Source organism: Streptococcus sp. HN38 (genome assembly GCF_028335765.1).
Lineage (GTDB): Bacteria > Bacillota > Bacilli > Lactobacillales > Streptococcaceae > Streptococcus > Streptococcus suis_P.
Genome location: NZ_CP116604.1, coordinates 2,227,732 through 2,251,416, shown reverse-complemented (window position 1 = coordinate 2,251,416; position 23,685 = coordinate 2,227,732). Strand labels below are relative to the sequence as shown.

The 23,685-nt window shown below is 43.0% G+C and carries 19 protein-coding genes, 1 tRNA gene and 2 pseudogenes; 14 read left to right on the top strand and 8 right to left on the bottom strand.

What is annotated here, in order from left to right:
- Positions 1-26 precede the first annotated feature (26 nt).
- The 8 genes from PHA78_RS10925 (at position 27) to PHA78_RS10890 (ending at position 8,093) form a co-directional block, all read left to right on the top strand.
- The gene (locus PHA78_RS10925) at positions 27-704 is read left to right on the top strand and encodes a phage tail domain-containing protein (protein ID WP_029188014.1); all 678 of its coding nucleotides are present in this window, start codon (positions 27-29) and stop codon (positions 702-704) included.
- Entirely contained in the window at positions 701-4,102 is a 3,402-nt protein-coding gene (locus PHA78_RS10920) for a phage tail spike protein (RefSeq protein WP_272158174.1), read from the top strand. Before PHA78_RS10925 ends, PHA78_RS10920 begins: the two co-directional genes overlap by 4 nt.
- Before the next feature lie 19 nt (positions 4,103-4,121).
- Positions 4,122-6,131, top strand: a complete 2,010-nt coding sequence (locus tag PHA78_RS10915; protein WP_272158172.1) for a DUF859 family phage minor structural protein — start codon at positions 4,122-4,124, stop codon at positions 6,129-6,131.
- 12 nt (positions 6,132-6,143) lie between these two features.
- Complete coding sequence (locus PHA78_RS10910; protein WP_272158171.1) at positions 6,144-6,578, top strand: DUF1366 domain-containing protein; 435 nt, start codon at positions 6,144-6,146, stop codon at positions 6,576-6,578.
- Between the two features lie 22 nt (positions 6,579-6,600).
- Positions 6,601-6,756: a CD1375 family protein gene (locus PHA78_RS10905; RefSeq protein WP_153308875.1), complete on the top strand. Its 156-nt coding sequence runs from the start codon at positions 6,601-6,603 to the stop codon at positions 6,754-6,756.
- A gap of 3 nt (positions 6,757-6,759) precedes the next feature.
- Complete coding sequence (locus PHA78_RS10900; protein WP_029744331.1) at positions 6,760-7,038, top strand: DUF7365 family protein; 279 nt, start codon at positions 6,760-6,762, stop codon at positions 7,036-7,038.
- Between the two features lie 5 nt (positions 7,039-7,043).
- Positions 7,044-7,286, top strand: a complete 243-nt coding sequence (locus tag PHA78_RS10895) for a phage holin (RefSeq protein WP_024390532.1) — start codon at positions 7,044-7,046, stop codon at positions 7,284-7,286.
- 87 nt (positions 7,287-7,373) lie between these two features.
- Entirely contained in the window at positions 7,374-8,093 is a 720-nt protein-coding gene (locus PHA78_RS10890; RefSeq protein ID WP_272158170.1) for a CHAP domain-containing protein, read from the top strand.
- 143 nt (positions 8,094-8,236) lie between these two features.
- Here PHA78_RS10890 and PHA78_RS10885 read toward each other — a convergent pair whose 3' ends face one another.
- Positions 8,237-8,461 (bottom strand): helix-turn-helix domain-containing protein, encoded by a 225-nt coding sequence (locus PHA78_RS10885; protein ID WP_024398726.1) that lies wholly within the window; start codon positions 8,459-8,461, stop codon positions 8,237-8,239.
- 545 nt (positions 8,462-9,006) lie between these two features.
- A tRNA-Cys gene (locus PHA78_RS10880) sits at positions 9,007-9,077 on the bottom strand.
- Positions 9,078-9,368: 291 nt separating this feature from the next.
- Here PHA78_RS10880 and rpsB point away from each other — a divergent pair.
- Both rpsB and tsf read left to right on the top strand, forming a co-directional pair.
- Positions 9,369-10,145: a 30S ribosomal protein S2 gene (gene rpsB / locus PHA78_RS10875; RefSeq protein ID WP_014637198.1), complete on the top strand. Its 777-nt coding sequence runs from the start codon at positions 9,369-9,371 to the stop codon at positions 10,143-10,145.
- Between the two features lie 252 nt (positions 10,146-10,397).
- Complete coding sequence (tsf, locus tag PHA78_RS10870; protein ID WP_099806551.1) at positions 10,398-11,438, top strand: translation elongation factor Ts; 1,041 nt, start codon at positions 10,398-10,400, stop codon at positions 11,436-11,438.
- Between the two features lie 330 nt (positions 11,439-11,768).
- Here the strand turns inward: tsf and PHA78_RS10865 are convergent, their stop codons facing one another.
- Positions 11,769-12,470: a GNAT family acetyltransferase gene (locus tag PHA78_RS10865; RefSeq protein ID WP_257059716.1), complete on the bottom strand. Its 702-nt coding sequence runs from the start codon at positions 12,468-12,470 to the stop codon at positions 11,769-11,771.
- On the bottom strand, positions 12,464-12,808 hold the full coding sequence (locus PHA78_RS10860; RefSeq protein WP_029177107.1) for a thioredoxin domain-containing protein: 345 nt from the start codon (positions 12,806-12,808) through the stop codon (positions 12,464-12,466). The genes PHA78_RS10865 and PHA78_RS10860 overlap by 7 nt, the downstream gene beginning before the upstream one ends.
- A 275-nt stretch (positions 12,809-13,083) precedes the next feature.
- On the opposite strand from PHA78_RS10860, the gene PHA78_RS10855 reads away from it, so the two are divergent.
- From PHA78_RS10855 to PHA78_RS10845, 3 genes are all read left to right on the top strand, one after another.
- Entirely contained in the window at positions 13,084-13,542 is a 459-nt protein-coding gene (locus PHA78_RS10855) for a CtsR family transcriptional regulator (RefSeq protein ID WP_024418693.1), read from the top strand.
- 3 nt (positions 13,543-13,545) lie between these two features.
- Positions 13,546-15,999 carry an ATP-dependent Clp protease ATP-binding subunit gene (locus PHA78_RS10850; protein ID WP_272158168.1) on the top strand — a complete coding sequence of 818 codons (2,454 nt, stop codon included), beginning with the start codon at positions 13,546-13,548 and terminating at the stop codon, positions 15,997-15,999.
- A 118-nt stretch (positions 16,000-16,117) separates the two neighbouring features.
- Positions 16,118-16,609, top strand: a complete 492-nt coding sequence (locus PHA78_RS10845) for an adenylyltransferase/cytidyltransferase family protein (RefSeq protein ID WP_222357305.1) — start codon at positions 16,118-16,120, stop codon at positions 16,607-16,609.
- 94 nt (positions 16,610-16,703) lie between these two features.
- Here PHA78_RS10845 and dusB read toward each other — a convergent pair whose 3' ends face one another.
- From dusB to PHA78_RS10830, 3 genes and pseudogenes are all read right to left on the bottom strand, one after another.
- The gene (gene dusB / locus PHA78_RS10840) at positions 16,704-17,708 is read right to left on the bottom strand and encodes a tRNA dihydrouridine synthase DusB (protein WP_044775868.1); all 1,005 of its coding nucleotides are present in this window, start codon (positions 17,706-17,708) and stop codon (positions 16,704-16,706) included.
- On the bottom strand, positions 17,701-18,567 hold the full coding sequence (hslO, locus tag PHA78_RS10835; protein WP_024386123.1) for an Hsp33 family molecular chaperone HslO: 867 nt from the start codon (positions 18,565-18,567) through the stop codon (positions 17,701-17,703). Before hslO ends, dusB begins: the two co-directional genes overlap by 8 nt.
- Before the next feature lie 79 nt (positions 18,568-18,646).
- Positions 18,647-19,210 (bottom strand): annotated as a pseudogene (locus PHA78_RS10830) (LPXTG cell wall anchor domain-containing protein); the annotation flags it as partial.
- 110 nt (positions 19,211-19,320) lie between these two features.
- Here PHA78_RS10830 and PHA78_RS10825 point away from each other — a divergent pair.
- Positions 19,321-20,442, top strand: coding sequence for an IS110 family transposase (locus PHA78_RS10825; protein WP_015445098.1), 1,122 nt, complete (start codon positions 19,321-19,323; stop codon positions 20,440-20,442).
- A gap of 376 nt (positions 20,443-20,818) precedes the next feature.
- Here the strand turns inward: PHA78_RS10825 and PHA78_RS10820 are convergent.
- Positions 20,819-23,374: pseudogene (locus PHA78_RS10820) on the bottom strand (DUF6359 domain-containing protein); the annotation flags it as partial.
- Between the last annotated feature and the right edge of the window lie 311 nt (positions 23,375-23,685).

Here is a 23,685-nt window from a genome sequence, read left to right as displayed (position 1 = left end):
CTTCTAATTTTTTTGAAAGGAGACTTATGCTTAAAACGTTATTAGACGGCTCATTCCCAGATAGTTTGAAGTGTTGTTTAGCAACTAGACCTGTGATTCCTAGTCCGGAAATGGAGTATGAAGATATTTCTATTCCAGGTAGGGATGGTTCGTTGACGAGGGAATTGGGGTACAAGAATATTCCAATTGAATGTGAATACAATATGCTGGAAGAGGTCAATATCAAGAGTCTAGTAAGGACTGTCAAGGGTTTCTTTGTCGGGAAAAAGACTTTGCGTTTTTCGGATGATGATGTGTATTACAAAATCAAAAAAATACAGTTTTCAGACATTGAGAACGAGGTGGCAGAGTATGGTCGGTTCACAGTTAGGTTTGAGTGTGATCCGTTTCAATACGCTTTGAACAGTAGTGTTTTATTGGTAAATGGTCAATCTTTTCAAAATATAGGGACTTATCGCTCCAAGCCTTATCTGAAAGTATTTGGTTCTGGCACTTTGACGGTGAATGGCAAGTCCATTATTTTGCGTGATGTTGGTGACTATATCGAACTTGATAGCGATTTACAGAATGCTTATAGAGGGAATGTAGATATGAATCGAAATATGGTTGGAGAATTTCCCGAATTTGTGCCTGGTACCAATAGGGTGTCCTGGTCAGGAAATATCACTAAGGTCATTTGTGAAGGGAGGTGGCGGTATATATGATTTGTTTGTATGCGGCTGATGAAAGTCTTTTTGAACATAATGGATTAGGGATATTAGATAATGACTTGAAAAAGTGTCATGTTGAAGAGGAGTTAAACAATCTGTATACTTTGACAGCTCAATATCCACTTGGGGCAAAATTTGGCAAGTCGATTCGCAATGGTATGATCATCAAGGCTCCCACTCCAAATGGTGACCAGTTGTTTCGAATTTACCAGTCTAAGCCGTCAATGGGAATGTTAGAAATTCATGCTTTCCACATTTTTTATGACTTAGCTTTCAACTTTGTAGAGGATACCAATATTGTATCTAAGAGTGGTCAAGCATGGTTGCAGCAATTGTCTCAGAATACACAGTACCGTCATCCTTTTACTTTCTTTAGTGATATTTCCACGGTGGCAGGGTCTAGGGTAGTTCGTAAGAACTGTGTAGAGATTTTGCTGAATACGTCGTTGGATAATTCCTTTGTCAATCGGTTTGGTGGTGAGATTCTTCGTGATAATTTTAAGGTCTATTTTAATCGATCAATTGGAGAAAATAGAGGTTTTAAAATCCGTCACAAGAAGAACCTCAAAGGCTATACTGCTAACATTGATGACAAATCGGTCATCACTCGGATCATGCCTATTGGTTTTGATGGACTTTTGTTGCCAGAAAAATATGTTGATAGTCCTCGGATTAGTGACTACCCTTTTCCAAGAATTGGTAAAGTTGAGGTTGATGTAAAGGCTGCAGTTGGTGAAAATGCAGATGCCAAAGATGCTATTCCTCTGAATGAAGCCCATGCCAAGATGCGTTCTCTGGTTAGAGAGCAGTTTGGTCTTATTGATGTTCCCACCTGCTCCTATGAGGTTGACTTTGTTGAATTGTCTAAAACTAAGGAATATGCTGATTTCCAAAACCTTGAAACTGTTCGAATTGGCGATACGGTAACGGTCAGTCATGATGAGGATGGGTTTCATGTAGAAGCTAAGGTAATCCGTTATGAGTATGACAGTTTGGCAGGTAGTTTGTTGAGGATTGAGGCTGGACAGTTTGAGTCTAGGAGTAGTAACAACTCTATCAACCAACAGAGAAGCATCGAGCAACAGCTCGAAGACGTAAAGATAGAAACTAGTAACATGGTCCAGGTCGCTGCAAACGGAAAGAACACTATTTATCGTGGAATCGACAGACCGGCAAATGCTAATGTTGGTGATTTGTGGTATGAACCTCTTGAAAATTCTGTCGTATTGAAGCAATGGTCCGGTGTGGATTGGGAATTGATTCCAATCAGTGACCAAAATTTAGGGAACGTCAATGTGAATAATCTAAGTGGTAATCATATCGATGTTCGGCGTTTTCGTATTTCCTCTGGAGATAGGGATATTTTGTATGTTAATGAGGTTGGCGAAGTTATATTAAACGCTAAGCGGGTTCAGATTGATTTTACGGACGTTGCTACTAAAGATGATTTGAAGAAAATTGAATTGACTCCTGGACCAAAAGGCGAAAAAGGAGACCCTGGGCAAAGAGGAGCCGATGGACTTCCAGGTCGTGACGGAGTAGGTATTCGTTCAACTACCGTCACTTATGCTAGTTCAACCAATGGTGCCACTGCACCGACGACTGGTTGGACTGCGGCAGTTCCGACCGTTGCCCCTGGCAATTATCTCTGGACCAAGACGGTATGGACTTATACAGACGGCAACACAGAGACCGGCTACACTGTCTCTCGTATTGGTCGTGACGGAAACACAGGCCGTGACGGTATCGCTGGTAAAGACGGAGTAGGTATTCATTCTACGACGATTACTTACGGAAAATCGACATCTGGCACAATTCAGCCAACGTCATGGACATCTCAGGTACCAAGCGTCCCCAACGGTCAATTTTTGTGGACAAAAACCGTTTGGGCATATACGGATAATACTTCAGAAACTGGTTACTCAGTGGCTAAGATGGGGGAAATAGGTCCTACAGGCGCAAAGGGTGACCGAGGGGCTACAGGTCCACAAGGACTACAGGGGCCTGCAGGTCCGCAAGGTCCACGGGGAATCCAAGGCCTTCAGGGTCCTAAGGGAGACCAGGGGATAGCTGGCCCTAAAGGTGCTGATGGTCGCACGCAATATACACATATTGCTTACGCAGATAATGCAACTGGTGGTGGCTTTAGTCAGACAGACCAGACAAAAGCATACATCGGCATGTATCAAGATTTTACTGCTATCAACTCTACCAACCCAACAAGCTATCGCTGGAGCAAGTGGAAAGGCTCTGATGGAGCCCAAGGCATACCTGGACCTAAGGGGGCAGATGGGCGAACTCCGTACATTCATTGGGCTTACTCGGATAGTGCAGATGGTACTGGTCTGACCACATCTGACAATGGTCAGCGATATATCGGGCATTACTCAGACTACACGCAAGCCGACAGCACAGATAAGACCAAGTATCGCTGGGCGGATAGATGGGCGAAGATTGAAGTAGGCGGTATTAATTTACTGACGGATACAGATGAGGAGACCGTTTATATCAGTAAAGACCCTGCTGCTATGGAATTTTTGCGAACGCCTTATGACTTGGCAAAGGTTTTTGATAAGCATGGTCTGGTGACATATACTCTGAGCTTTGATTTAAAAGCGGATAAGGATGGAGCGGTCCATGTGTATATGCAAAATGGGTCGGGGTCTCGCTATGGCGGTCTCCATGCGGACATAGGTGTTACGACGGAATGGAAGAGGTATCATGTGACCTTTACCCCGACAGAAGGAAATATGGAACTAAGTGAAAGTTTTTTGGCTTTCTATGGTGTTTATGGGACTGGTGTAGTGCCATATGCAAGAAAGTTCAAACTGGAAAAAGGGACTGTCCCGACGGATTGGTCACTAGCTATAGAGGATTGGCAATTAGAACTCAACTCCAAAGCGGACCAAGCATTTACCCAAGAGCAACTCAATTTACTAAACGAGCGGGCGGGTATCATGCAAGCGGAGCTGGAAGCCAAAGCGAGTCTCGACACTGTAAACAATATCTTGAAACAAATCAAAGATATGAAAGCAGCCGACGAAGCTACATGGGCCAAAGTTGAAAAGGACCTGATAACTCACTTACAGCGTGTCATAAAAATTGAGACAAACCTAGGAGACCAAGCACAGCGCTGGAATGCGGTAGATACCTTTATGCAGGTCTCAAACGATGGTTTGTCACTAGGTAAGGCAGACGGTAGCTCCAGCATGTTGTTTAGCCCAGATGGACGTATCACGATGTTTTCGAGTGGTACTCCAGTCATGTATGTGGATAAAGGGGTTATCCACATTGACAACGGTATTTTTTCAAAGACGGTTCAAATCGGACGTTTTAGAGAAGAACAGTACCATAACAATCCAGACATCAATGTTAAACGGTATGTTTATTAGAAAGGGATAGCTTGAAAGTATGGCAGTATTTAGATATTCAGGGAACTGGAGAGGTTTCCTAGAAGGCACATCATCCACCGTCAGTCAAGATATAAGCGGAAACAGCTCAGTAATCAAGATTGATGTTTGGATAGGAATGGACACAGGGTGGAACATTAAGTTTGGTAATACTTACGGCAATACCGTCACCGTCACTTGTGATGGTCAATCTCAAACTATTGCCGTAGGTCCTCTATACCTCAATGGCTCCAAAAAGCATTTAGGCTCAGTACAGTTTAGAGTGGGTCACAATGCTGACGGAACAAAATCAGCAGGAATTAGTTTGAGTTCTAATATGAGTAATATCAGCTATGGAACTTTGAACTTTGGTAACGCCTCAGGGAGCTGGTTTCATGGCTTGACCACTATCCCACGCTCCAGTTCTGTAAGTGTTAGCCCTGGTGTCATTGGTAGTGCACTTACTATCAACATCCACCGTCAAAGTTCTAGTTTTAAGCATACAGTACGCTATCATTGGGGAAATAAGTCAGGGACAATCGCAACCAATGTAGATACGTCTACAACTTGGATTATTCCCCTTGATTTTGCTAACGACATCCCAAATTCGACAAGTGGGACTGGTACTATCTACGTTGATACCTACTCAGGTTCGACGAAAACAGGTACGCAGTCAACTACCTTCACAGCAAGCGTTCCAGATAGTATCAAGCCCAGTTTGACTGGTTTCACACTGGTAGACGGAAATACTGCAGCTAGGACGCTGATTCCAGGAGAACAACAGTTTGTGCAGATTGTTTCGAATATCGCTGTACATTTCGGACAAGCAACAGGGGCATACGGATCAATTATCAGTGGTTACTACGCAGAAATTGTCGACAGGAACCAATCTACCAGTCAAAATGGTGGTAGCTTAGGGATCATGAACTACCATGGTCAGGTTACTATACGAGCAAGGGTGACAGACAGCCGTGGTCGAACGAGTAACATGATAGAGCGAACTGTGACAGTGTTGGAATATTTTGCACCAGCTTTCAACTTTAGCGTGGAACGTTCAGGAGCGACATCGAGTACATTCTCTATTCTCAGAAACGCTCGTATAGCTCCGCTGACGGTAGGTGGTAGCCAGCGAAATACAATGACTTTAACTTTTCGTGTAGCTCCAGCAGATAGCAATAATTACACGCCAGACAATGGTCCGGCATCTGGTACTTTCACGACTTTGGCGAGCCTGACAAATTCACTGGCCAATCTATCAGGTACTTATTCTTCTGATAAGTCGTGGGATGTCATAGGAATACTTGAAGACAAGTTCACTCGTTCGGAGTTTAAAATCAAAGTTTCGACCGAAGCGGTAGTATTCAGCTACGAGAAGGGCAACCGCTTTGCGGTTGGTAAAATCGTAGATACGAACCTTCCGGGAGGGTCTGTAGAGTCAACTGGTGGATATTACTTGAACGGTAAGTCGATTCAACAGTATCAGTTGACGAGAAATGACGGTAGAGCTCATATAAATCTATACAGCAAAATAGAAGAGTATGTGCAGTCAGGTTTTTACTATGTGGATAGCCCAACCTTACCGGATCCAGTTGGGGGGTATTTACTTGTAGAGAGCTATGATACTAGATATGTCAAGCAAACTTACACTCCTTATAACAAAAATAAGACCTATTTACGAGTAAAAAATAATACGACTTGGACACCGTGGGTTGAATATGCCAAGGATGACCACCCCAACCTCATCAACACTGGTTGGCAGTCAGCAGGGTATCCAGGTACTTATTACAAGCGTGTTGGGGATGTACTAACAATTAAGTACGATTTCACAGGTAACGGATCAACAATGAACATAGGGAGCATCCCAAGTGATATTTGGGTTGCGCCACAGTCCTATATGTTAGTAATCGCTAAGTGGGCTATTAGTGGTTCTGATAACAGCCATGTCCAAATCAACCAAGGCACAGGAGCGTTTAATGTACTGGCCACTGGTAATGGAATTGTGTATAGAGGTCAGTTAACTATTATGATTTAGAAAGGAAATACCATGAAGTTCAAATTTTTAACCAAGAGTACGGAGTGGCTTGGGTCTTCTCCACATCGTACTATTGTAGTTGTAGGGAACGAAGAGGGAGCAACTATTCCCTATGCCTTTGATAAAGAAGCTATCAATTTGACAGATAGCGAGCTATTCGATATGGCTATGGAGAAAATGTATCAAGAAAATTTCCCGAACAGAGCAGAAGATGAGAAATTCAATGCGATTGGCAAGCGTCTTGCCAAGATTGATGATATTACCGAAGAAGCTACAAAGAATCTTGAAAAGGTTAAAGAGCAGGTCACGGTGTCTGCGTCATCCCGTGCTGCATTCTTGCAGGTCGTTATGACATTGTATGGGAAGGGGTCGCTTACGGATGAAGATTTATTGCAAACTGGTCTATTTGATGATGAAGTTGTCGAAGAGACCTTGGAAGTTATTTAAAAATAAAGATTGGAGAACAGATATGATGATTAAACTTTACGCAATTGAAATTTTCGAAGGACGTATCAAATATAAAGATTTGCCTTTTTCAGATATTATCAAAAATAAAATTAAGGCTTATCTCACAAAGATGGTTGAAGATGAGGCAATCTTGGTTGAACTGATTAGCGAGGGATAGCCTATGCATATCAGACCAGAACATGTATATGCGTTAGTTGGATTTGTGTCTACAGTCGTTGGATTGTGGACTAATTTCTCGGCCAAGATTACAAAGCAAGAGAATCGTATTACAGTATTAGAGAAGGATATTGAAAATCTCAAAGAATTTAAGGAAAGCGCTAATCGTCGACTAGATAGTCACGATGAGCAAAACAAGGCAATCTTGGTCCTTGCGGAGCAGGTCAAAAGCATGGGAGAAGATATCCGAGAGCTAAAACGCGTCATTATGAAAGAGGGGTAACATTCATGAAAATTAACTGGGGCGTACGTTTACGCAATAAAACATTTTGGTGGACACTAGTACCGTTATTGGTACTTTTGTCTCAACAATTGGGCTTTAATTGGGTCCCTGAGAATTGGGAATCGACCTTTGCGACGATTATGTCTATCTTGACTGTTGTCGGTATCATCAATGACCCGACGACTGCGGGAGTATCAGATAGCAAGCAGGCTCTTGACTATTACGAGCCAAAGGCAGACAAACGATGAGGATATTAAAGACAACATTTTGTGTGTTGGCGCTGATTATTTTGGCGCCAATTGCATTTTTGCTTTTACCATTTTTGGAGGTATTAAATGACAACAGTAAATGAAGTAGTTAATTTTGCCAAAGACCTAGCCAACCGTGGTCAAGGTGTAGACTATGATGGTTGGTACGGCAAGCAGTGTGTAGACCTACCTAACTGGATTTGCGGAAAATTCTTCGGCAAGCCTTTGTGGGGCAATGCCATTGATTTGATAAAGTCAGCCAAACAACACGACTTTGAGGTGCATTACATGCCTACCTCAGAACGTCCACGTCCAGGGGCTATCTTTGTCAAGAATTACTGGGCAGGTGACGGTATCAATTATGGGCACACCGGATTGATTATCGGTGTTAGTGGCAATACCGTCCAAACAATCGAGCAGAACCTGGCAGGTAATTTGTCCGTCGGTGGTCCTGCTCAGTATTCTAGTCAGCAAATCAGCAATCTTGTTGGCTGGTTTTATCCGCCTTACAGCGACTCTGCTGCAGTGGCAACACAGGCAAGCAGTGGCAATCTCGGTAAGATTAAAGACGAGAAGGGGACAATGACCGTTAAAGTATCTTTGCTCAATGTCCGAGACAAGCCTGGCCTAGATGGTAAAATTGTAGCTACTTACACTTATGGCGAGCAATTTAACTATGATTCGGTCTATATTGCCGATGGATACATTTGGGTATCGTATATTAGCCGTAGCGGTGTACGTCGCTATATAGCAGCAGGCGAGGAGTCAAATCGACGCAATGTCGTGCCTTACGGTACGTTTAAATAGTATTTTCACCCCAGCGTTTGCTGGGCTTTTTTTTGTTGCCCGAATTTCAAAAAAATAGCGTTTTTTCAAAATTCGATAGCAAAATACTTGCCTTTATCACAGACATTTTTAAAAATTGCCGTTTTTACGGACACAAAAAGACCCTATTTTAGTTTAGGGTCTCTGTAACCATATTTCTTTCCATGCAAACTATTGTAGTATTCTGTTATTTTGATAACTTTATCAAAAGACATACCGCCAACATCAGTCCGACCTTTGACGTAGTTTGCCAAGGTGGACTCAGAAAGACCTGTAGCTTGTGCAATTTGATAGCGCGAATGTGTCTGGAAGAAGTTCATCATTTCTTCCTTGGATAATACTTGGATCATAGATACTCCTTATTTGAAAACCAACCAGAGTAGCAATGCAATCAGCAATGACCACACCAAGAAGGCTTTCCAGTCAAAACCATGTTTGTTTACTTTGTATTTTACTTTCATAGCATTTTTTGATAATATTTAAGTACACCCCCGAAGGGGTGGATAGTGATTACTCACTATCCAATTCTATGTGCCATTCAAGAGTTAGAATGATAAGATTGAGTTTGATGACCAGCTTATCAGTTCTAATCTTGATTGGCTTTTTTAAGTACCTAAACATTTAGTACTCCTTTCTGTTCGTTTCCTTGTCTAAGGTAACCTCCCCTTACCTTATGTATCTATTATACCGTTATTTTTAGCAGTAGTCAAGTGTTTTTAAAAACTTTTTTCGATTTCTTTTATATTTTTCGCCTTTAGATTGTAGATAGAAATTTGCCCACCATTTGCCCACCAACTTTACCAAACTTAACCGAATTTAACCGAATGAAAAATCAAAAAAAGCCCGAAAAATCGGGCTTTTGACTTGTATAAATTCGGATAAAATCCTATAATAAAGGCGGTAGACGGATTTGAACCGACGATCAAGCTTTTGCAGAGCCGTGCCTTACCACTTGGCTATACCGCCATAACAAAGAATATTGTACCTTAAATAGTGAAATTGGTCAAGTGGAAATTTTCGTATCAGCCCCATTTCTAATTTTGGGGTTAGACTAGAACTTACTTTGAGAATTTACCCGTGCCGAATTTTGCCGAATTTCTCTGCTATTTTACTTGAAAATATACAGGTATTCTGATATACTAATAGAGTTGCTGTGCAACAAATACTCATCTCGGACCAATTGTGGTCTTGTTGCCGAAAGGTTGGGCTGCAAGTCGAAGTTCGGGAGAGGAGAACAAACAAAAAGGAGAAATACTCATGGCAGTAATTTCAATGAAACAACTTCTTGAGGCTGGTGTACACTTCGGTCACCAAACTCGCCGCTGGAATCCTAAGATGGCTAAATACATCTTCACAGAGCGTAACGGTATCCACGTTATCGACTTGCAACAAACTGTAAAATTGGCTGACCAAGCTTACGAATTTATCCGTGACGCTGCAGCAAACGACGCAGTTATCTTGTTCGTAGGTACAAAAAAACAAGCTGCTGAAGCTGTTAAAGACGAAGCTATCCGCGCTGGTCAATATTTCATCAACCACCGTTGGTTGGGTGGAACTCTTACAAACTGGGGTACAATCCAAAAACGTATCGCTCGTTTGAAAGAAATCAACCGTATGGAAGAAGATGGAACTTTCGACGTGCTTCCTAAGAAAGAAGTAGCATTGTTGAACAAACAACGTGCTCGTCTTGAAAAATTCTTGGGCGGTATCGCTGACATGCCACGCATTCCAGACGTAATGTTCGTCGTTGACCCACACAAAGAGCAAATCGCTGTTAAAGAAGCTAAGAAATTGGGTATCCCAGTTGTAGCGATGGTTGACACAAACACAGATCCAGATGATATCGATGTTATCATCCCAGCTAACGATGACGCTATCCGCGCTGTTAAATTGATTACAGCTAAAATGGCTGACGCTATCATCGAAGGCAACCAAGGTGAAGACAGCGTAGCAGCAGTTGAAGCTGAATTGGCAGCTGAGCCAGCATCTACAGAATCAATCGAAGAATTGGTTGAAGTTGTAGAAGGAAAATAAGTAACGAAGGCGTTTAGAAATCTGTATGAAAATAGGAAACTGACGCAGTATGCTTGCATACAAGGAAGTTTATCTTTTTCACTAAGATTTTAGCCTGAGTACAATTAAAATAAGTAACGAAGGCGAATTAAGATCAATACGGTTTTAGCTCGCGTACAATTCTACATCATTATTTAACAACAAAAAACAATCCTAGAGGGGCAGGGCTGAGCCCGCTCCTCTATTTTATAAATACAAACAAGGAGAATAGACATGGCAGAAATTACAGCAGCTCTCGTTAAAGAATTGCGTGAAAAATCAGGTGCTGGCGTTATGGACGCGAAAAAAGCATTGGTTGAAACTGAAGGTGATATCGAAAAAGCGATTGAATTGCTTCGCGAAAAAGGTATGGCTAAGGCAGCTAAAAAAGCTGACCGTGTAGCAGCTGAAGGTTTGACAGGTGTTTACGTTGATGGTAACGTAGCAGCAGTTGTTGAAGTTAACGCTGAAACAGACTTCGTTGCGAAAAACGCTCAATTCGTTGAATTGGTAAACACTACTGCTAAAGTAATTGCAGAAGGTAAACCAGCTGACAACGAAGCAGCTCTTAAATTGACAATGCCTTCAGGTGAAACTCTTGAAGAAGCATACGTAAACGCAACTGCAACAATCGGTGAGAAAATCTCATTCCGTCGCTTTGCTTTGGTTGAAAAAACAGATGCTCAAGCATTTGGTGCATACCAACATAACGGTGGCCGTATCGGTGTTATCTCAGTTATCGATGGTGGTGACGAAACTCTTGCTAAACAAATCTCAATGCACATCGCTGCAATGAAACCAACTGTTCTTTCTTACACTGAATTGGATGAGCAATTCGTTAAAGATGAGTTGGCACAAATCAACCACAAAATCGAGCAAGACAACGAAAGCCGTGCAATGGTTGACAAACCAGCATTGCCACTCTTGCAATACGGTTCAAAAGCTCAATTGACTGACGAAGTGATTGCAGCAGCTGAAGAAGCTATCAAAGCAGAATTGGCAGCTGAAGGCAAACCAGAAAAAATCTGGGACAAAATCATCCCAGGTAAAATGGACCGCTTCATGCTTGACAACACTCAAGTTGACCAAGCTTACACTCTTCTTGCACAAGTGTACATCATGGACGACAGCAAAACAGTTGAAGCTTACTTGAACTCAGTAAACGCTTCAGTTGTAGAATTTGCTCGTTTCGAAGTGGGTGAAGGTATCGAGAAAGCTTCAAACGACTTTGAAGCAGAAGTTGCAGCTACAATGGCAGCAGCTCTTGGTAAATAATGAATAGTCAAGAACTTCCGAAAGGGGGTTCTTTTCATATTGAGAGCTGTACTTTATGACTTGCTTTACAAGCTGTACGGCTCTTTTTGAGGCGAACTTGGTTCGCACTATATCCAGCCTTCAAAGGTTCCCCAAACCTTTGAAGCGTGTACTAAAAGCAAACTGAAAGACTACTCGACAATTCAAGAACTTCCGACAGGGAGTTCTTTTTTGGTAAAATCGGTCTTAGGGCGGATGTTGGCTATGTTTGATTCGGTTATACTAGTATCAATCCTAAATATTTTTCATAATCTCCTTAAAAAGCACCGGCCACAAGGCCGGTGCTTTTTGTTAGATTTTTAAAATATAAGTGTCCCAGCTAGGCTTGTTTGGTTGTCGGAATTGGTCTGCTAAATGCATGGCGATAGGATCGCAGTCATCAGCCTCAAAGCTAATTTGCTCATACTGTTCAAATAGTTGGCAAATAACTGCTTGGATGAAGGAACCAAAGCTTTGTTCATCTTTTCCGCATACGTAGGCAATTTCATCGGTATCTATGAAGGCACAATTTTCTGAGTCTGTATAAACTCGGTCAGGTAAGTCCTTCTCGAATTCTTCTTGACTGGTAGTCCAAGGATTGATGTCTTGATGGACTGTTTGATAGTGGTCAAAAATTTGCTGACAGGCTATTTGATAAGGTGCGGTGCCTTTGCGGGCTATGCTTAAGTTGGAAGTGCCTGTTTGACTGAGATAATCTTGTTTGGTCACTTCAAATTCGTAACATTTTCGTTTGCAGACAAAGCCAGCTGCGGTGAGGAAATGGATTCTTTCCTGCTCTGCAGAGGAGAGCATAACCTGCAGAGGCTTACCTTCTAAGAAAGTCTGTAGGGACTGGAAGAGTTGCTCTGCTATGGTGCAATCATAATCAACCAAATCTAGTCGTAGATAGATATTGGTCTGGTGGTAGGGGTTGCTATAGGTATGGATGTTGCCGACTGGTCTTCCGTGATGAGATATGTGGAAGGTGTTGGCTTGGTAGGAAATGTCTAGCATTGGTTCTCAATAAAAGTCACAATTTCTTCTTCCGTCATGCTGGAGTCGCAGCGGACTTGGATGCCAGTAGGTTTAGCGACGAGGAGACCTGGGACGGTAGGAACTTGGTAGTGGTCGCGAAGGGTCTGGAGTTCAGAGCTGACTTGGCTGGAGTCGAGGAAGTGGATGGTCACTTGCTTGTCTTGGGCTACCTTGTGGAGTTTTGGTGCAAAGCGGTTGCAGTAAGGACAGGTTGCTCGTCCGATGAAGAGAATGCTGCCCTCTTGAGCAGTTAGCAGGCTCTGTGCCTGCTCCACAGTCACACTTGTAAAGTCTTGAATGTAATCTTGAAAGTTCATGGTATAAGATATAAAGGGCCTTAAGTGGACACAGAAAAAATAGGAAACAGAACGACGACTAGTTCTCGTTTATCTTTTTGGCCCAGTCCGTAGCCCGTATTCAGTTCGACCAAATACGGAAGCCCTAGTCCTTTCTGTTTTTTTCTTTTATTATAGGATAAAGCAGAGCAGATTTCAAAAATTGGCTACGCTTGTGTGGAAGTGAGGCTTTCGCTTTCAAAAAGCAGATAAAAATAGTATAATGGTCAAAGATAGTCAAAGAAAGAGGCGATACTATGGTGATGAAAAATACATCAGATTATATCGAAGAGCATATCAAAGCTATTTTAGATCAGGTAAAAGTCGCAGAGTTGCGTCGAAGTGAATTGGCCAGTCGGTTTGAAGTGGTGCCAAGTCAGATTAACTACGTCATTAAAACCCGTTTTACAGCCAGCCGTGGCTATATTGTTGAGAGTAAGCGTGGTGGTGGTGGTTATATCCGAATTGGGCGGATTACCTTTTCGGATAAGCACGAACTGGTCCATGATTTGTTAAACAATATGGGTGAGCAGTTGTCTGCGACGGTTTATGCGGATATTTTACAGCTCCTTTTTGATGAAGGATTGATGACAGAACGAGAAGGCAATCTCTTTTTGTCCACAGGCTCTGATGAAATATTAGGAAAAGATGCAAGTGTCATTCGCGCTCGCATGATGCGTCAAGTCTTACGACGCTTAGATAGGAAAGAGGATTGATTCATGAAAATTTCAACTGGTTTACAAAGAGTATTTGAAGATGCTCAGTTGGTTGCCCAACGTTATGCCTGTGATTACTTGGAAACCTGGCATGTTCTCTTATCATTTGTCATCAACCATGATACCGTTGCGGGAGCTGTCTTGGCAGAATATCCTGTTTCGATTTCTGACTATGAACATGCGACTTTTGTCGTGACAGATAAGGTTTATCGCGAAGAGTTGGATAGTTTCCGTATCTTGCCTTCTTCAAAACGTTTGGATGAAACGGCTAGTTTGGCCAAGAAAATTGCTGGAGTTGTCAAGGCCAAGGAGTTAGGTACAGAACATTTGTTTATGGCTATGCTCTTGGATAAACGTTCAACAGCTAGTCAGATTTTGGACAAGGTTGGTTTTCATTTTGATGACTCAGATGATAAGATCCGTTTCTTGGATTTGCGTAAAAATTTGGAAGCCCGTGCAGGATTTACTAAGGAAGACTTAAAAGCAATCCGTAGTGTGATGAAGGGTGGAAAATCCAAGGCTACGAATATGGGGCAGATGATGGGCATGCCTCCAGCTCCACAGACTGGTGGATTAGAGGACTATACTCGTGATTTGACCGCTTTGGCCCGTGAAGGCAAGATGGAGCCAGTCATTGGTCGTGATGCAGAAATCTCGCGGATGGTTCAAATCTTATCTCGTAAAACCAAGAATAATCCAGTCTTGGTTGGGGATGCGGGTGTTGGTAAAACAGCACTTGCCTTGGGTCTGGCTCAGCGTGTGGCAGCTGGGGATGTCCCTGTCAGCTTAGCCAAGATGCGGGTTTTGGAACTTGACTTGATGAATGTGATTGCAGGGACCCGTTTTCGTGGTGACTTCGAAGAGCGGATGAATAATATCATCAACGACATTGAGGAAGATGGTCAAGTTATCCTTTTCATCGATGAATTGCATACGATTATGGGTTCTGGCTCGGGGATTGATTCAACCCTGGATGCGGCCAATATTCTCAAACCTGCTCTGGCTCGTGGTACCCTACGTACAGTTGGGGCGACGACTCAAGATGAGTACCAAAAACATATTGAGAAAGACGTAGCCCTGGTTCGTCGTTTTGCCAAAGTGATCATTGAAGAGCCGACAGTGGAAGATAGCATTGAGATTTTAACTGGTTTAAAAGGAACGTTTGAGAAATACCATAGGGTCCGTATTGGACAAGCAGCTGTAGAGACTGCCGTGACCTACGCTAAGCGGTATTTGACCAGCAAAAACCTGCCAGATTCAGCCATTGACTTGCTGGATGAAGCCAGTGCAACGGTACAAAATCGAGTGAAAGGGCAGGCTGAGGAAACAGGACTGACGAGCATAGACAAGGCCTTGATGGATAAAAAATATAAGACTGTCAGCAAGCTTTTGATTAAAACGAAAGAAGATGCAGAGGCTAGTCAAAACTATGACCTTGAAGTAACAGAAGAAGATGTTTTAGAAACACTTAGCCGCTTGTCAGGTATCCCAGTAGCCAAGCTTAGCCAATCAGATACTAAGAAGTATCTGAATCTGGAAGCAGAATTGCACAAGCGTGTGATTGGGCAGGAAGAAGCTATTTCTGCTGTTAGCAGAGCTATTCGTCGTAATCAGTCAGGGATTCGTACAGGTCGCAGACCGATTGGTTCCTTTATGTTCTTGGGACCAACTGGTGTCGGTAAGACAGAGCTTGCTAAAGCCTTGGCAGAGGTTCTCTTTGATGATGAATCTGCTCTTATCCGTTTTGATATGTCCGAGTATATGGAGAAATTTGCGGCCAGCCGTCTCAATGGAGCGCCTCCAGGCTACGTGGGCTATGAAGAAGGTGGCGAATTGACGGAAAAAGTTCGTAACAAACCTTATTCTGTTCTTCTTTTTGATGAGGTTGAAAAGGCTCATCCAGATATTTTCAATGTTCTCTTGCAGGTCTTGGATGATGGTGTCTTGACGGACAGTAAGGGACGTAAGGTTGATTTCTCAAATACTATTATTATCATGACGTCAAACCTTGGAGCAACAGCCCTTCGTGATGATAAGACAGTTGGTTTTGGTGCCCTTGATTTATCTAAGGACCACAAGGAAGTGGAGAAACGCATTTTTGAGGAATTGAAAAAAGCCTATCGTCCAGAATTTATCAACCGTATTGACGAGAAAGTTGTCTTCCATAGCTTGACAGAATCCCATATGCAGGATGTTGTCAAGGTCATGATTAAACCTTTATTGGCTGTAACAGCTGAGAAAGGAATTACTCTTAAACTGCAACCGTCAGCCCTTAAGTTACTGGCTAAACAAGGTTACGATCCAGAAATGGGAGCTCGTCCTCTTCGTAGGCTCTTACAAACCAAATTGGAAGATCCGTTGGCAGAAATGTTGCTCCGTGGTGACTTGACTACTGGTTCGACCTTGAAGGTTGGGGTCAAGGGTGAAGAGCTCAAGTTTGATGTGGTAAAGGGATAAGGAGTGCTCGTTGTTGCTATCCTTTCCAGATGCAGAATTATTCTTCCGTTTTGAAAAACGTATGAAATAGTTGGAGAGGTGAGCTTGCTCGCCTCTTTAGCAAGTAGAAAGGAAATCTATGAATCAACCCATAGCTGTTGTTTTCGGAACCTTTGCTCCCATGCACAAGGGACATTTGGATTTGATCGAGCGAGCAAAGTTGGCATGCGGTCAGGTTTGTGTGGTGGTTTCAGGCTATGATAGGGATCGTGGGGATAGGATAGGTTTAGACCTGACCAAACGATTTCAATTTGCTCAAGAGCAGTTTAAGGAAGATGATTTTGTCGAAGTTCGTGCCCTGGATGAAACGGACTTGCCTCCCTATCCAGATGGTTGGGACCTTTGGCTAGACCGCTTGCTTGCTTTGTTGGACTTGTCAGAACATCAAGTACCAGTTTTCTATGTGTCTGAGGAAGAATACGCTCAAGAACTGCATAGTCGAGGCTATCAAGCTCATTATAGTCCTAGAAAATTTGGGATTTCAGCTACCCTCATTCGTGAGTATCCTCAACAATATCAGGATTACATTGCTCCTGCCTTTCTTGCCTTTTTTGGAAAGGAAAGACTATAAAACAACATAGAAAAACGCATAAAATCAAGTTATCATCTTGGTTTTATGCGTTTTTCTGTTTCATTATTAGCGAGTTTTAACCTGCCAGTTTATCTTATTTAGCAATCCGTTCTTGATAGGCTGCTCTGGCCTGGTCAAAGAGTTCTTGGACCTGCTCGATGGTTTCGGCCTTGGCAACGGCTCCACGGATCTTGGCAGCACCTGCTGAACCACGGAGGTAGTGAGGGGCAAGACCACGGAATTCACGTACGGCAATGGATTCGCCTTTGAGATTAGTCAATCGGGTCAGGTGGTCGAAGGCGACATTGAGTTTGTCGTCAAAGGAGAGGTCGGGCAGGACTTCTCCTGTTTCAAGATAGTGGTTGATTTGGTTGAAGATGTATGGATTGCCCATAGCAGTTCGTCCGACCATGACAGCGTCGGCACCGACTTCCTCGATTCGCTGGCGGGCATCTTCTACATTGCGGATGTCGCCGTTTGCGATGAAGGGAATCTTGGTCAGGCTGCCAGCTACCTTGGTGAGGGTTTCCAGGTCAACTGTTCCTGTGTACATCTGCTCGCGGGTCCGTCCGTGCATGGCCAGGGCAGACACACCGGCACTTTCTGCGGCCAGGGCATTTTCGACCGCCAGGTCGGTATTGTTCCAACCTGTCCGCATCTTAACAGTCAAGGGAATATCGAGGACCGATGTCACTTCCTTGATGATGTGGTAAATCTTGTCGGGGTCCTTGAGCCACTTGGCACCAGCTTCGTTTTTAACGACCTTGTTGACAGGGCAGCCCATGTTAATATCTACGATATTAGCCTTGGTGTTCTTCTGGATGAAGTCGGCAGCCCGTTTCAGTCCTTCGGCGTCGCCACCAAAAAGCTGGATAGACATAGGGTATTCGTTGTCGTCGATATGGAGCATATGGAGGGTCTTCTCGTTGTTGTAGAGAAGGCCTTTTTCAGAAATCATTTCCATAACGACCAGACCTGCGCCCATTTCTTTGGCAATGGTGCGGAAGGCCGAGTTGGTCACGCCAGCCATTGGGGCCAGCACGCAGCGATTGGGGATTTCCACATCACCAATCATGAAAGGAGTGTTGAGATTAGCCATTGATGAGTTCCTCCAAATCGTTTTCGTCAAAGTGGTAATGGGTCTGGCAGAATTGGCAGGTGATGTCCACGCCCTTGTCTTCTTCCTTCATCTCTTGCAGGTCCGCTTTTGGCAAGCTGGCCAGAGCATCGAGGAAGCGGTCCTTAGAGCAGTCGCAGACGAAACCGATTTCTTCTTCTGACAGGCGTTTGAAGTCGTCGTCGCCATAAATGGCGGATAGCAGAGCTTCTATGTGGTTTTCAGAAGCCAGCAAGCTTGAAATGGCAGGCATTTCTTGGATGCGTTTTTCAAAACGGGCAATTTCAGCCTCAGTCGCACCTGGCAAAACTTGCAACAAGAATCCGCCAGCTACCTTGACCTTGTCTTCTTCGTCCAACAAGACATTCAGCCCCACCGCAGACGGTGTCTGCTGGCTGTCTGTTAGGAAGTAAGCAAAGTCTTCACCGATTTCACCAGAGATTAAGGGTGTCATGGAGTTATAAGGGTGACCTGTTCCGTAGTCTGTGATAACAAGGAATTGACCATTGCCCACAAGAGGCCCAACGATGACTTCGCCAGTCGCGGTCCGTTTGTAGTCCAAGTCTGGATTTTGAATGTAGCCCTTGACCTGACCTTTGGTATTGGCAACGGAGATGATAGCCCCAACAGCACCACTGGCCAAGATTTTCAGGGTGATCTTGGTGTCGCCTTTTTCATTGGCAGCCAAAATCTGATTGGCAATGAGGGTGCGACCCAGAGCAACGGTGGACGACGCCATGGTGTCGTGTTTTTCTTGGGCTGTTTTCACGGTTTCTGTGCTATCTAGCACAAAGGCACGAAAATGCCCGCTTTTTGATAGTGTCTTAATAATTTTATCCATAAAGATTATTATAGCATAAGTAGATGTGAAGCAGTAGAAAAATGAGCCTGAAAGTCATGCTTTCAAGCTCAAAAAATGATTAGGATTCTTTTTGTTTTTTGACAAGGCAGGCGCTCAAGAATACGAGACCGATTGTGATAAGTACAAAGCTTGTTTCTTCTCCTGTCTTTGGAAGGATTTTCTTTTGACTGTTGTTGGCAGTAGGGGCCACGGTTGTTTGTCCCTTGTCTGTAGCGCCAGAACGGTCATCAGCATTTACAGATGTTTGATTAGAAGTTGAAAGATTTGTTGGCTTGTTATTGTTGGTCGTACCATTGTCATCACTAATATTGACTGTTCCTGAGTCATCTGTCTGCTTGTCGCTTGGTTCTGGTTGAGTTGGTTCTTGTGCCTTTGTCACATCCAGTTGTACCAATAGTGGATCGTGGTCAGAAGCTCTGCCATGTTCTTCCATAAAGGCTGAATTGACATGGACCATATCAAAGGCATAGCGCTCCAACAAGTTAGTTGATACTAGCATATTGTCAAGAGACTGATTGTTTCCGTTATAGAAGTAAGAGAAGCGATCGGATGCATCGTGACGACTAACGAGGTTAGCCATTCCTCCTGTTTCTAAAATTTCTATGGTTTTAGTAAATTCATAGACAATATGTAAAGACCCCCAGTTGAGAATTCGTGGATTTACCTGTACACTAGAATAAAAAAAACAATCAACTTCTAACAGGAATTACCACACTCAATTGGAGGTCTTATATGTTTCATTTTACCACACTTTTCATCGGAATGGATGTTCACAAAGAAAGTTTTTCACTCTGCTATTATGATATGATGGCGAATCAATTCAAACATAGCACTAAAGTTGGTCCAAATGTTAGCTATATTGTGAACTATGTGAATGAGCTTCGTCGTTTATATGGTCAAGATGCAGAAGTGTTATGTGGCTACGAAGCCGGATGTCTTGGATTTACCCTATATCACCAGCTACAAGCTCACGGGATTCCCTGTATCGTGATGGCGCCTACAACGGTGATGAAGGAAGGATCTAAGCGTGTTAAGACTGATAAAAAAGATGCAGCTCAGCTCGCAAAAGCTCTGGCCTTTCGTAGCTATCGGCCTGTTCATATTCCTACTGTTGAGGATGAACAAGTCAAAGAATATATCCGCATGAGAACAGACCACAAAGTGGCTCTGAAGAAAATCAAACAACAAATTCTTGCCTTCTGTCTCCGACATGATTTTCGCTATACCGAGGGAAGCAGTAATTGGACACAGAAACATGTTCGCTGGCTCCGTTCCCTAAATCCTGATGGACTTTACGCAGAGATTTTGACAGAATATCTATTGACCTATGAGAAATTAGTAGATCAAATAGAACGGTATGATGCACGAATTGAGCAACTGGGTCAAAGCGACAGTTATCAAGAGAAGGTCTCACGGCTTTCTTGCTTTATTGGCATTAAAACACTAACTGCTCTTTCCATTGTGACAGAAATCGGTGATTTTAATCGCTTTGCGACAGCTCAACATTTTGCTTCTTATCTTGGGCTAACTCCTAGCGAAAATTCTAGCGGCGACAAGGAGAGAAGAGGTGCTATCACCAAAGCTGGGAATAGCCATGTGAGACGACTTCTGATAGAAGCTGCACAATCATTGGCTAAGGGGACGATTGGGTATAAATCCAAAGAATTGAAAAGGAGACAAAGTGGAAACCGAGTGGAGGTGATTGCTTATGCGGATAAGGCTAATGAACGCTTAAGAAGACGTTATCGCACACTTGTTCTAGGAAAAAATAAGAAACAAAATGTTGCTAAAACAGCTATTGCACGAGAATTGTCTGGTTTTATTTGGGGGATGATGACAGGAAGAATAGCTTGAAGTTAGCGCTTGTTTTCATGTACACTTTTGACCATTAAGTTTTATCATCGCAGAGCGATGAGGAATCCCTATTTCTATCCAAAATCACTGGGTGAATTTGGACAGAAATAAGGATTGAAATCATGTTTGAATGGAAAGTATCTTGAAGGAGTTTAGGACTTCAAGGTTTGAGTCATCTACGAAATGACTAAGTGGCACAATTGTGATCCACGCTTATAGAGAGTAGGACTCGCGGCAGAACCATTGACCTGTAGGTAACCAATCCACGAATATCAGAGTGGCCAATGCCCGAAGCTAAGAACTAGGCTCTTTCTAGATACTTTTCATTTTTTAATCAGTTCGATTGTTTTTACTTGACAAAGGGCTTTACATATCAGTCATTGAAGTCGCCTAGCATAACGATATTAGCATTTGGATTTTGAGCTAAGCCTGCTTTTGTAAAGTCAGCGATAATTTGTGCTAGTATGTGGCGTTTTTCTTCGGACTTGAAGCTGACAGGTTGGATTTTTCCGTAGAGACCATTGTCACCGCGTTTTGAGTTGAGATGGTTGGCAAGGACAACGACTTTCTCGCCGTTGAAGACGAATTCAGCTGCAAGTGTTTTGCGGACAGCTGCCCAAGCAGGGTTGGTTGGGTCGATTCGGCCCAGGCTGAGATTGAGTTCGCCGTTTTCCCATGCAACTGCCTGCGTTGCGGTACCGATTGGTTTGTCAGATAGGCTGACACGTTTTGAGTTGTAGAGGAAGCCGACGCGAATATTGCCTCCTTCCTGTCCGCCGTCTTTGTTGTTTTCAGGAGCAATATCCACATAGGTATAGGTTGGTCCGCCGGCTGCTTGAATGGCTGCAATTAGGCGCTCAGCACTCTTACTAGCATCAGTTGTGCCATCATTTGTAGCACCGTTGTTGTCCTGCACTTCAATCAATCCGATAATATCTGGAGAATGTAGGTCTGAAACAAAGGATTTGGCAATGCGTTGGACTTTAGCGTCTGATGTTGACTTACTGTCAGCAGAAAAGTTTTCAATGTTATAAGAAGCGATAGTCAGCTTGTCATCATTTGGGATAATGGTTGTTGTTTCTGGTTTTGTAGCTCCTTCGTGCAAGGTTGGAAGGGTGCTATCATCTACATAGACTTTATAATTGGTGTAAGAGTAGGTAACTGGTCCAGCGATACGACCGGTGAAATAGTCTCCTGATTTGACGATCTGTTTTCCATTTTTCAAAAGGAGTGGAATGATATTGGTATTATTCCCTTCAGGGCGAAGGTTGACGCCTCCAACGTTATTTAAAGGAAGTTGACTAGTGGCAGGAGCGACATAGATTTCCTTGTTTTTTAGTGGGCCGAGGATTTTTGCATCATCCACGGCAACCACCATGCCTTCAACGGATTCCCAGAAATCGAGCGCATCTTGTTCTGGATCAAATTGAGCCAAACCGTCGTTGTCAATAATATCTGCTGGGATGGTCCGATCAAGACCAAGGACTATAGGAGATGGTACAGGTGCAGTCCCATCCACAGTTACTTCAGTAGCTCGAATTTGTGTGATGGTTAAGTCTGTTTCCCCACGTTCTGTATAACCTTTTCCGAGGTATTCTTCTACACGTCCTGCGATAGTGACAAGATCTCCTACCTTGACATTTGTTTTTAATTTGTCAGTAAAAATATTAATACCGTCAGATGTTTTGACGTCTCCATCTGGTGTGACATCTTGCACGTAGAAGTTATTGGCAGAGGTAACGTAGGTTACTACGACGTTTTTAAGAATCACAGATTGATTGGTTAGAGGTGATTGGTGACTTGCACCTTGAATGTGACCGACTGTTACAGTTTCGGTCTTGCCAGGTGCTGTTTCTGTTGTTGCCTTTTCAACGACTTCAAAATGAGAGAGGTCAAATGGTTTTAATTGTATTTTTCCATTATAGGTGGATAAAATAGCGGTTAGATTAATCTTATCTCCCTTGTTGATATGGTTCAAAAAATCAGCCGTTTTGATACCTGTTCGACTATCTAAACGCACATCCACAGTTTGTCCTTCGGAATCAGTTACGGTAAAGGTAGCATTTTGATAGCTATCGCTTTGAATATCTCTGACAGTCAAGTTTTTTAGAGAAACTAGTGTTGCCTGTGCTTGTGTTGCTAACTGAGCGATGTTTGTTTCTGTAATGGGAGCGTTGAAATGCTCAGATATAGCCTTGTGGTTGCTAACTGTGGTTAGTTGGAGTTCGCCTTTATACTCACCCAATGTTCCTGTTAATTGGACTGTATCACCAGGCTGATAGCCCAAGGCAACCCCAGGGTAGATATAGATACCAGCACCGTCAGAACCCTGGAGGTAAAAGCCATTTCCTCCCCAACCGTTTACTAGGCTAATGATTTTACCAGAGACTGTGTACTCTGTTCCTTGTGCACCAGAGCGAACAGTAGCAATCGGTGTAGAAACAAGGTCGCTTGACTCGGTAGTCGTATTTTCACTGGTTGGTGGCTGAACATTAGTAGAAGATGAATCTACGATTTCAATCGATGTAGCTGGTTTGATTCCAGCTCGCTTCATGTATGTATCGCTAGTTCCTGTGATGCGAACCAATTTTCCGACTAGTTCGGGATGATCAACGAGGTTGAATTGGCTGCGAAGAGGTTCTTTTAGTTGAATAGGGATAGTGTCGGCGGCCGCAGTATCCATGCTTGCACCAAGGGCTAGATTTGTTTTGTTAGTGGCGTCAAAAGCAGTTCCGCTACTATTAAGTGGTGCAATAAGATAACCTTGTATCGTGACTTCCGACTTGGTTATTGCAAGTGACGGATAATTCTCTATCGCCACTTCAGTAGCGTGCACAGATGGTATGGGCGAAGTGGCAAGACTAAGCAAGAGTCCGGCTGTTACCGCTACAGAACCTACGGTATAGAAGAGAGAACGGTTTCTAATCTTCATATAAAACTCCTTTTTGTTATATATGGACGTTATCAAAACGTCTGCAGTTGTTATATATATAGTTTAACAAAAAATGAGTCGTTTGGAATACTTTTTTTAGATATAATACGGATATTTTTAAAAATTCAAATGAAATAGTAAAAATACATTAGAAAACGAAACAAATAACGAACGATGTAGTAGGATGTTGGGAATTGATTCATAAAAAGCACCGAGATATAAATGATTATCTTGGTGCCATATTCATTTTACTTAACATTTAGTTGGGAGTTTAAAAGGTCTGGGAGACCTTTTAAAGTGGGAGATATAAG

Excerpts from the sequence above, each read along its gene's own strand:
- PHA78_RS10925 (WP_029188014.1), top strand. The coding sequence starts at position 27 with ATGCTTAAAACGTTATTAGACGGCTCATTCCCAGATAGTTTGAAGTGT.
- PHA78_RS10920 (WP_272158174.1), top strand. The coding sequence starts at position 701 with ATGATTTGTTTGTATGCGGCTGATGAAAGTCTTTTTGAACATAATGGA.
- PHA78_RS10915 (WP_272158172.1), top strand. The coding sequence starts at position 4,122 with ATGGCAGTATTTAGATATTCAGGGAACTGGAGAGGTTTCCTAGAAGGC.
- PHA78_RS10910 (WP_272158171.1), top strand. The coding sequence starts at position 6,144 with ATGAAGTTCAAATTTTTAACCAAGAGTACGGAGTGGCTTGGGTCTTCT.
- PHA78_RS10905 (WP_153308875.1), top strand. The coding sequence starts at position 6,601 with ATGATGATTAAACTTTACGCAATTGAAATTTTCGAAGGACGTATCAAA.
- PHA78_RS10900 (WP_029744331.1), top strand. The coding sequence starts at position 6,760 with ATGCATATCAGACCAGAACATGTATATGCGTTAGTTGGATTTGTGTCT.
- PHA78_RS10895 (WP_024390532.1), top strand. The coding sequence starts at position 7,044 with ATGAAAATTAACTGGGGCGTACGTTTACGCAATAAAACATTTTGGTGG.
- PHA78_RS10890 (WP_272158170.1), top strand. The coding sequence starts at position 7,374 with ATGACAACAGTAAATGAAGTAGTTAATTTTGCCAAAGACCTAGCCAAC.
- PHA78_RS10885 (WP_024398726.1), bottom strand. The coding sequence starts at position 8,461 with ATGATCCAAGTATTATCCAAGGAAGAAATGATGAACTTCTTCCAGACA.
- rpsB (WP_014637198.1), top strand. The coding sequence starts at position 9,369 with ATGGCAGTAATTTCAATGAAACAACTTCTTGAGGCTGGTGTACACTTC.
- tsf (WP_099806551.1), top strand. The coding sequence starts at position 10,398 with ATGGCAGAAATTACAGCAGCTCTCGTTAAAGAATTGCGTGAAAAATCA.
- PHA78_RS10865 (WP_257059716.1), bottom strand. The coding sequence starts at position 12,470 with ATGCTAGACATTTCCTACCAAGCCAACACCTTCCACATATCTCATCAC.
- PHA78_RS10860 (WP_029177107.1), bottom strand. The coding sequence starts at position 12,808 with ATGAACTTTCAAGATTACATTCAAGACTTTACAAGTGTGACTGTGGAG.
- PHA78_RS10855 (WP_024418693.1), top strand. The coding sequence starts at position 13,084 with ATGGTGATGAAAAATACATCAGATTATATCGAAGAGCATATCAAAGCT.
- PHA78_RS10850 (WP_272158168.1), top strand. The coding sequence starts at position 13,546 with ATGAAAATTTCAACTGGTTTACAAAGAGTATTTGAAGATGCTCAGTTG.
- PHA78_RS10845 (WP_222357305.1), top strand. The coding sequence starts at position 16,118 with ATGAATCAACCCATAGCTGTTGTTTTCGGAACCTTTGCTCCCATGCAC.
- dusB (WP_044775868.1), bottom strand. The coding sequence starts at position 17,708 with ATGGCTAATCTCAACACTCCTTTCATGATTGGTGATGTGGAAATCCCC.
- hslO (WP_024386123.1), bottom strand. The coding sequence starts at position 18,567 with ATGGATAAAATTATTAAGACACTATCAAAAAGCGGGCATTTTCGTGCC.
- PHA78_RS10825 (WP_015445098.1), top strand. The coding sequence starts at position 19,321 with ATGTTTCATTTTACCACACTTTTCATCGGAATGGATGTTCACAAAGAA.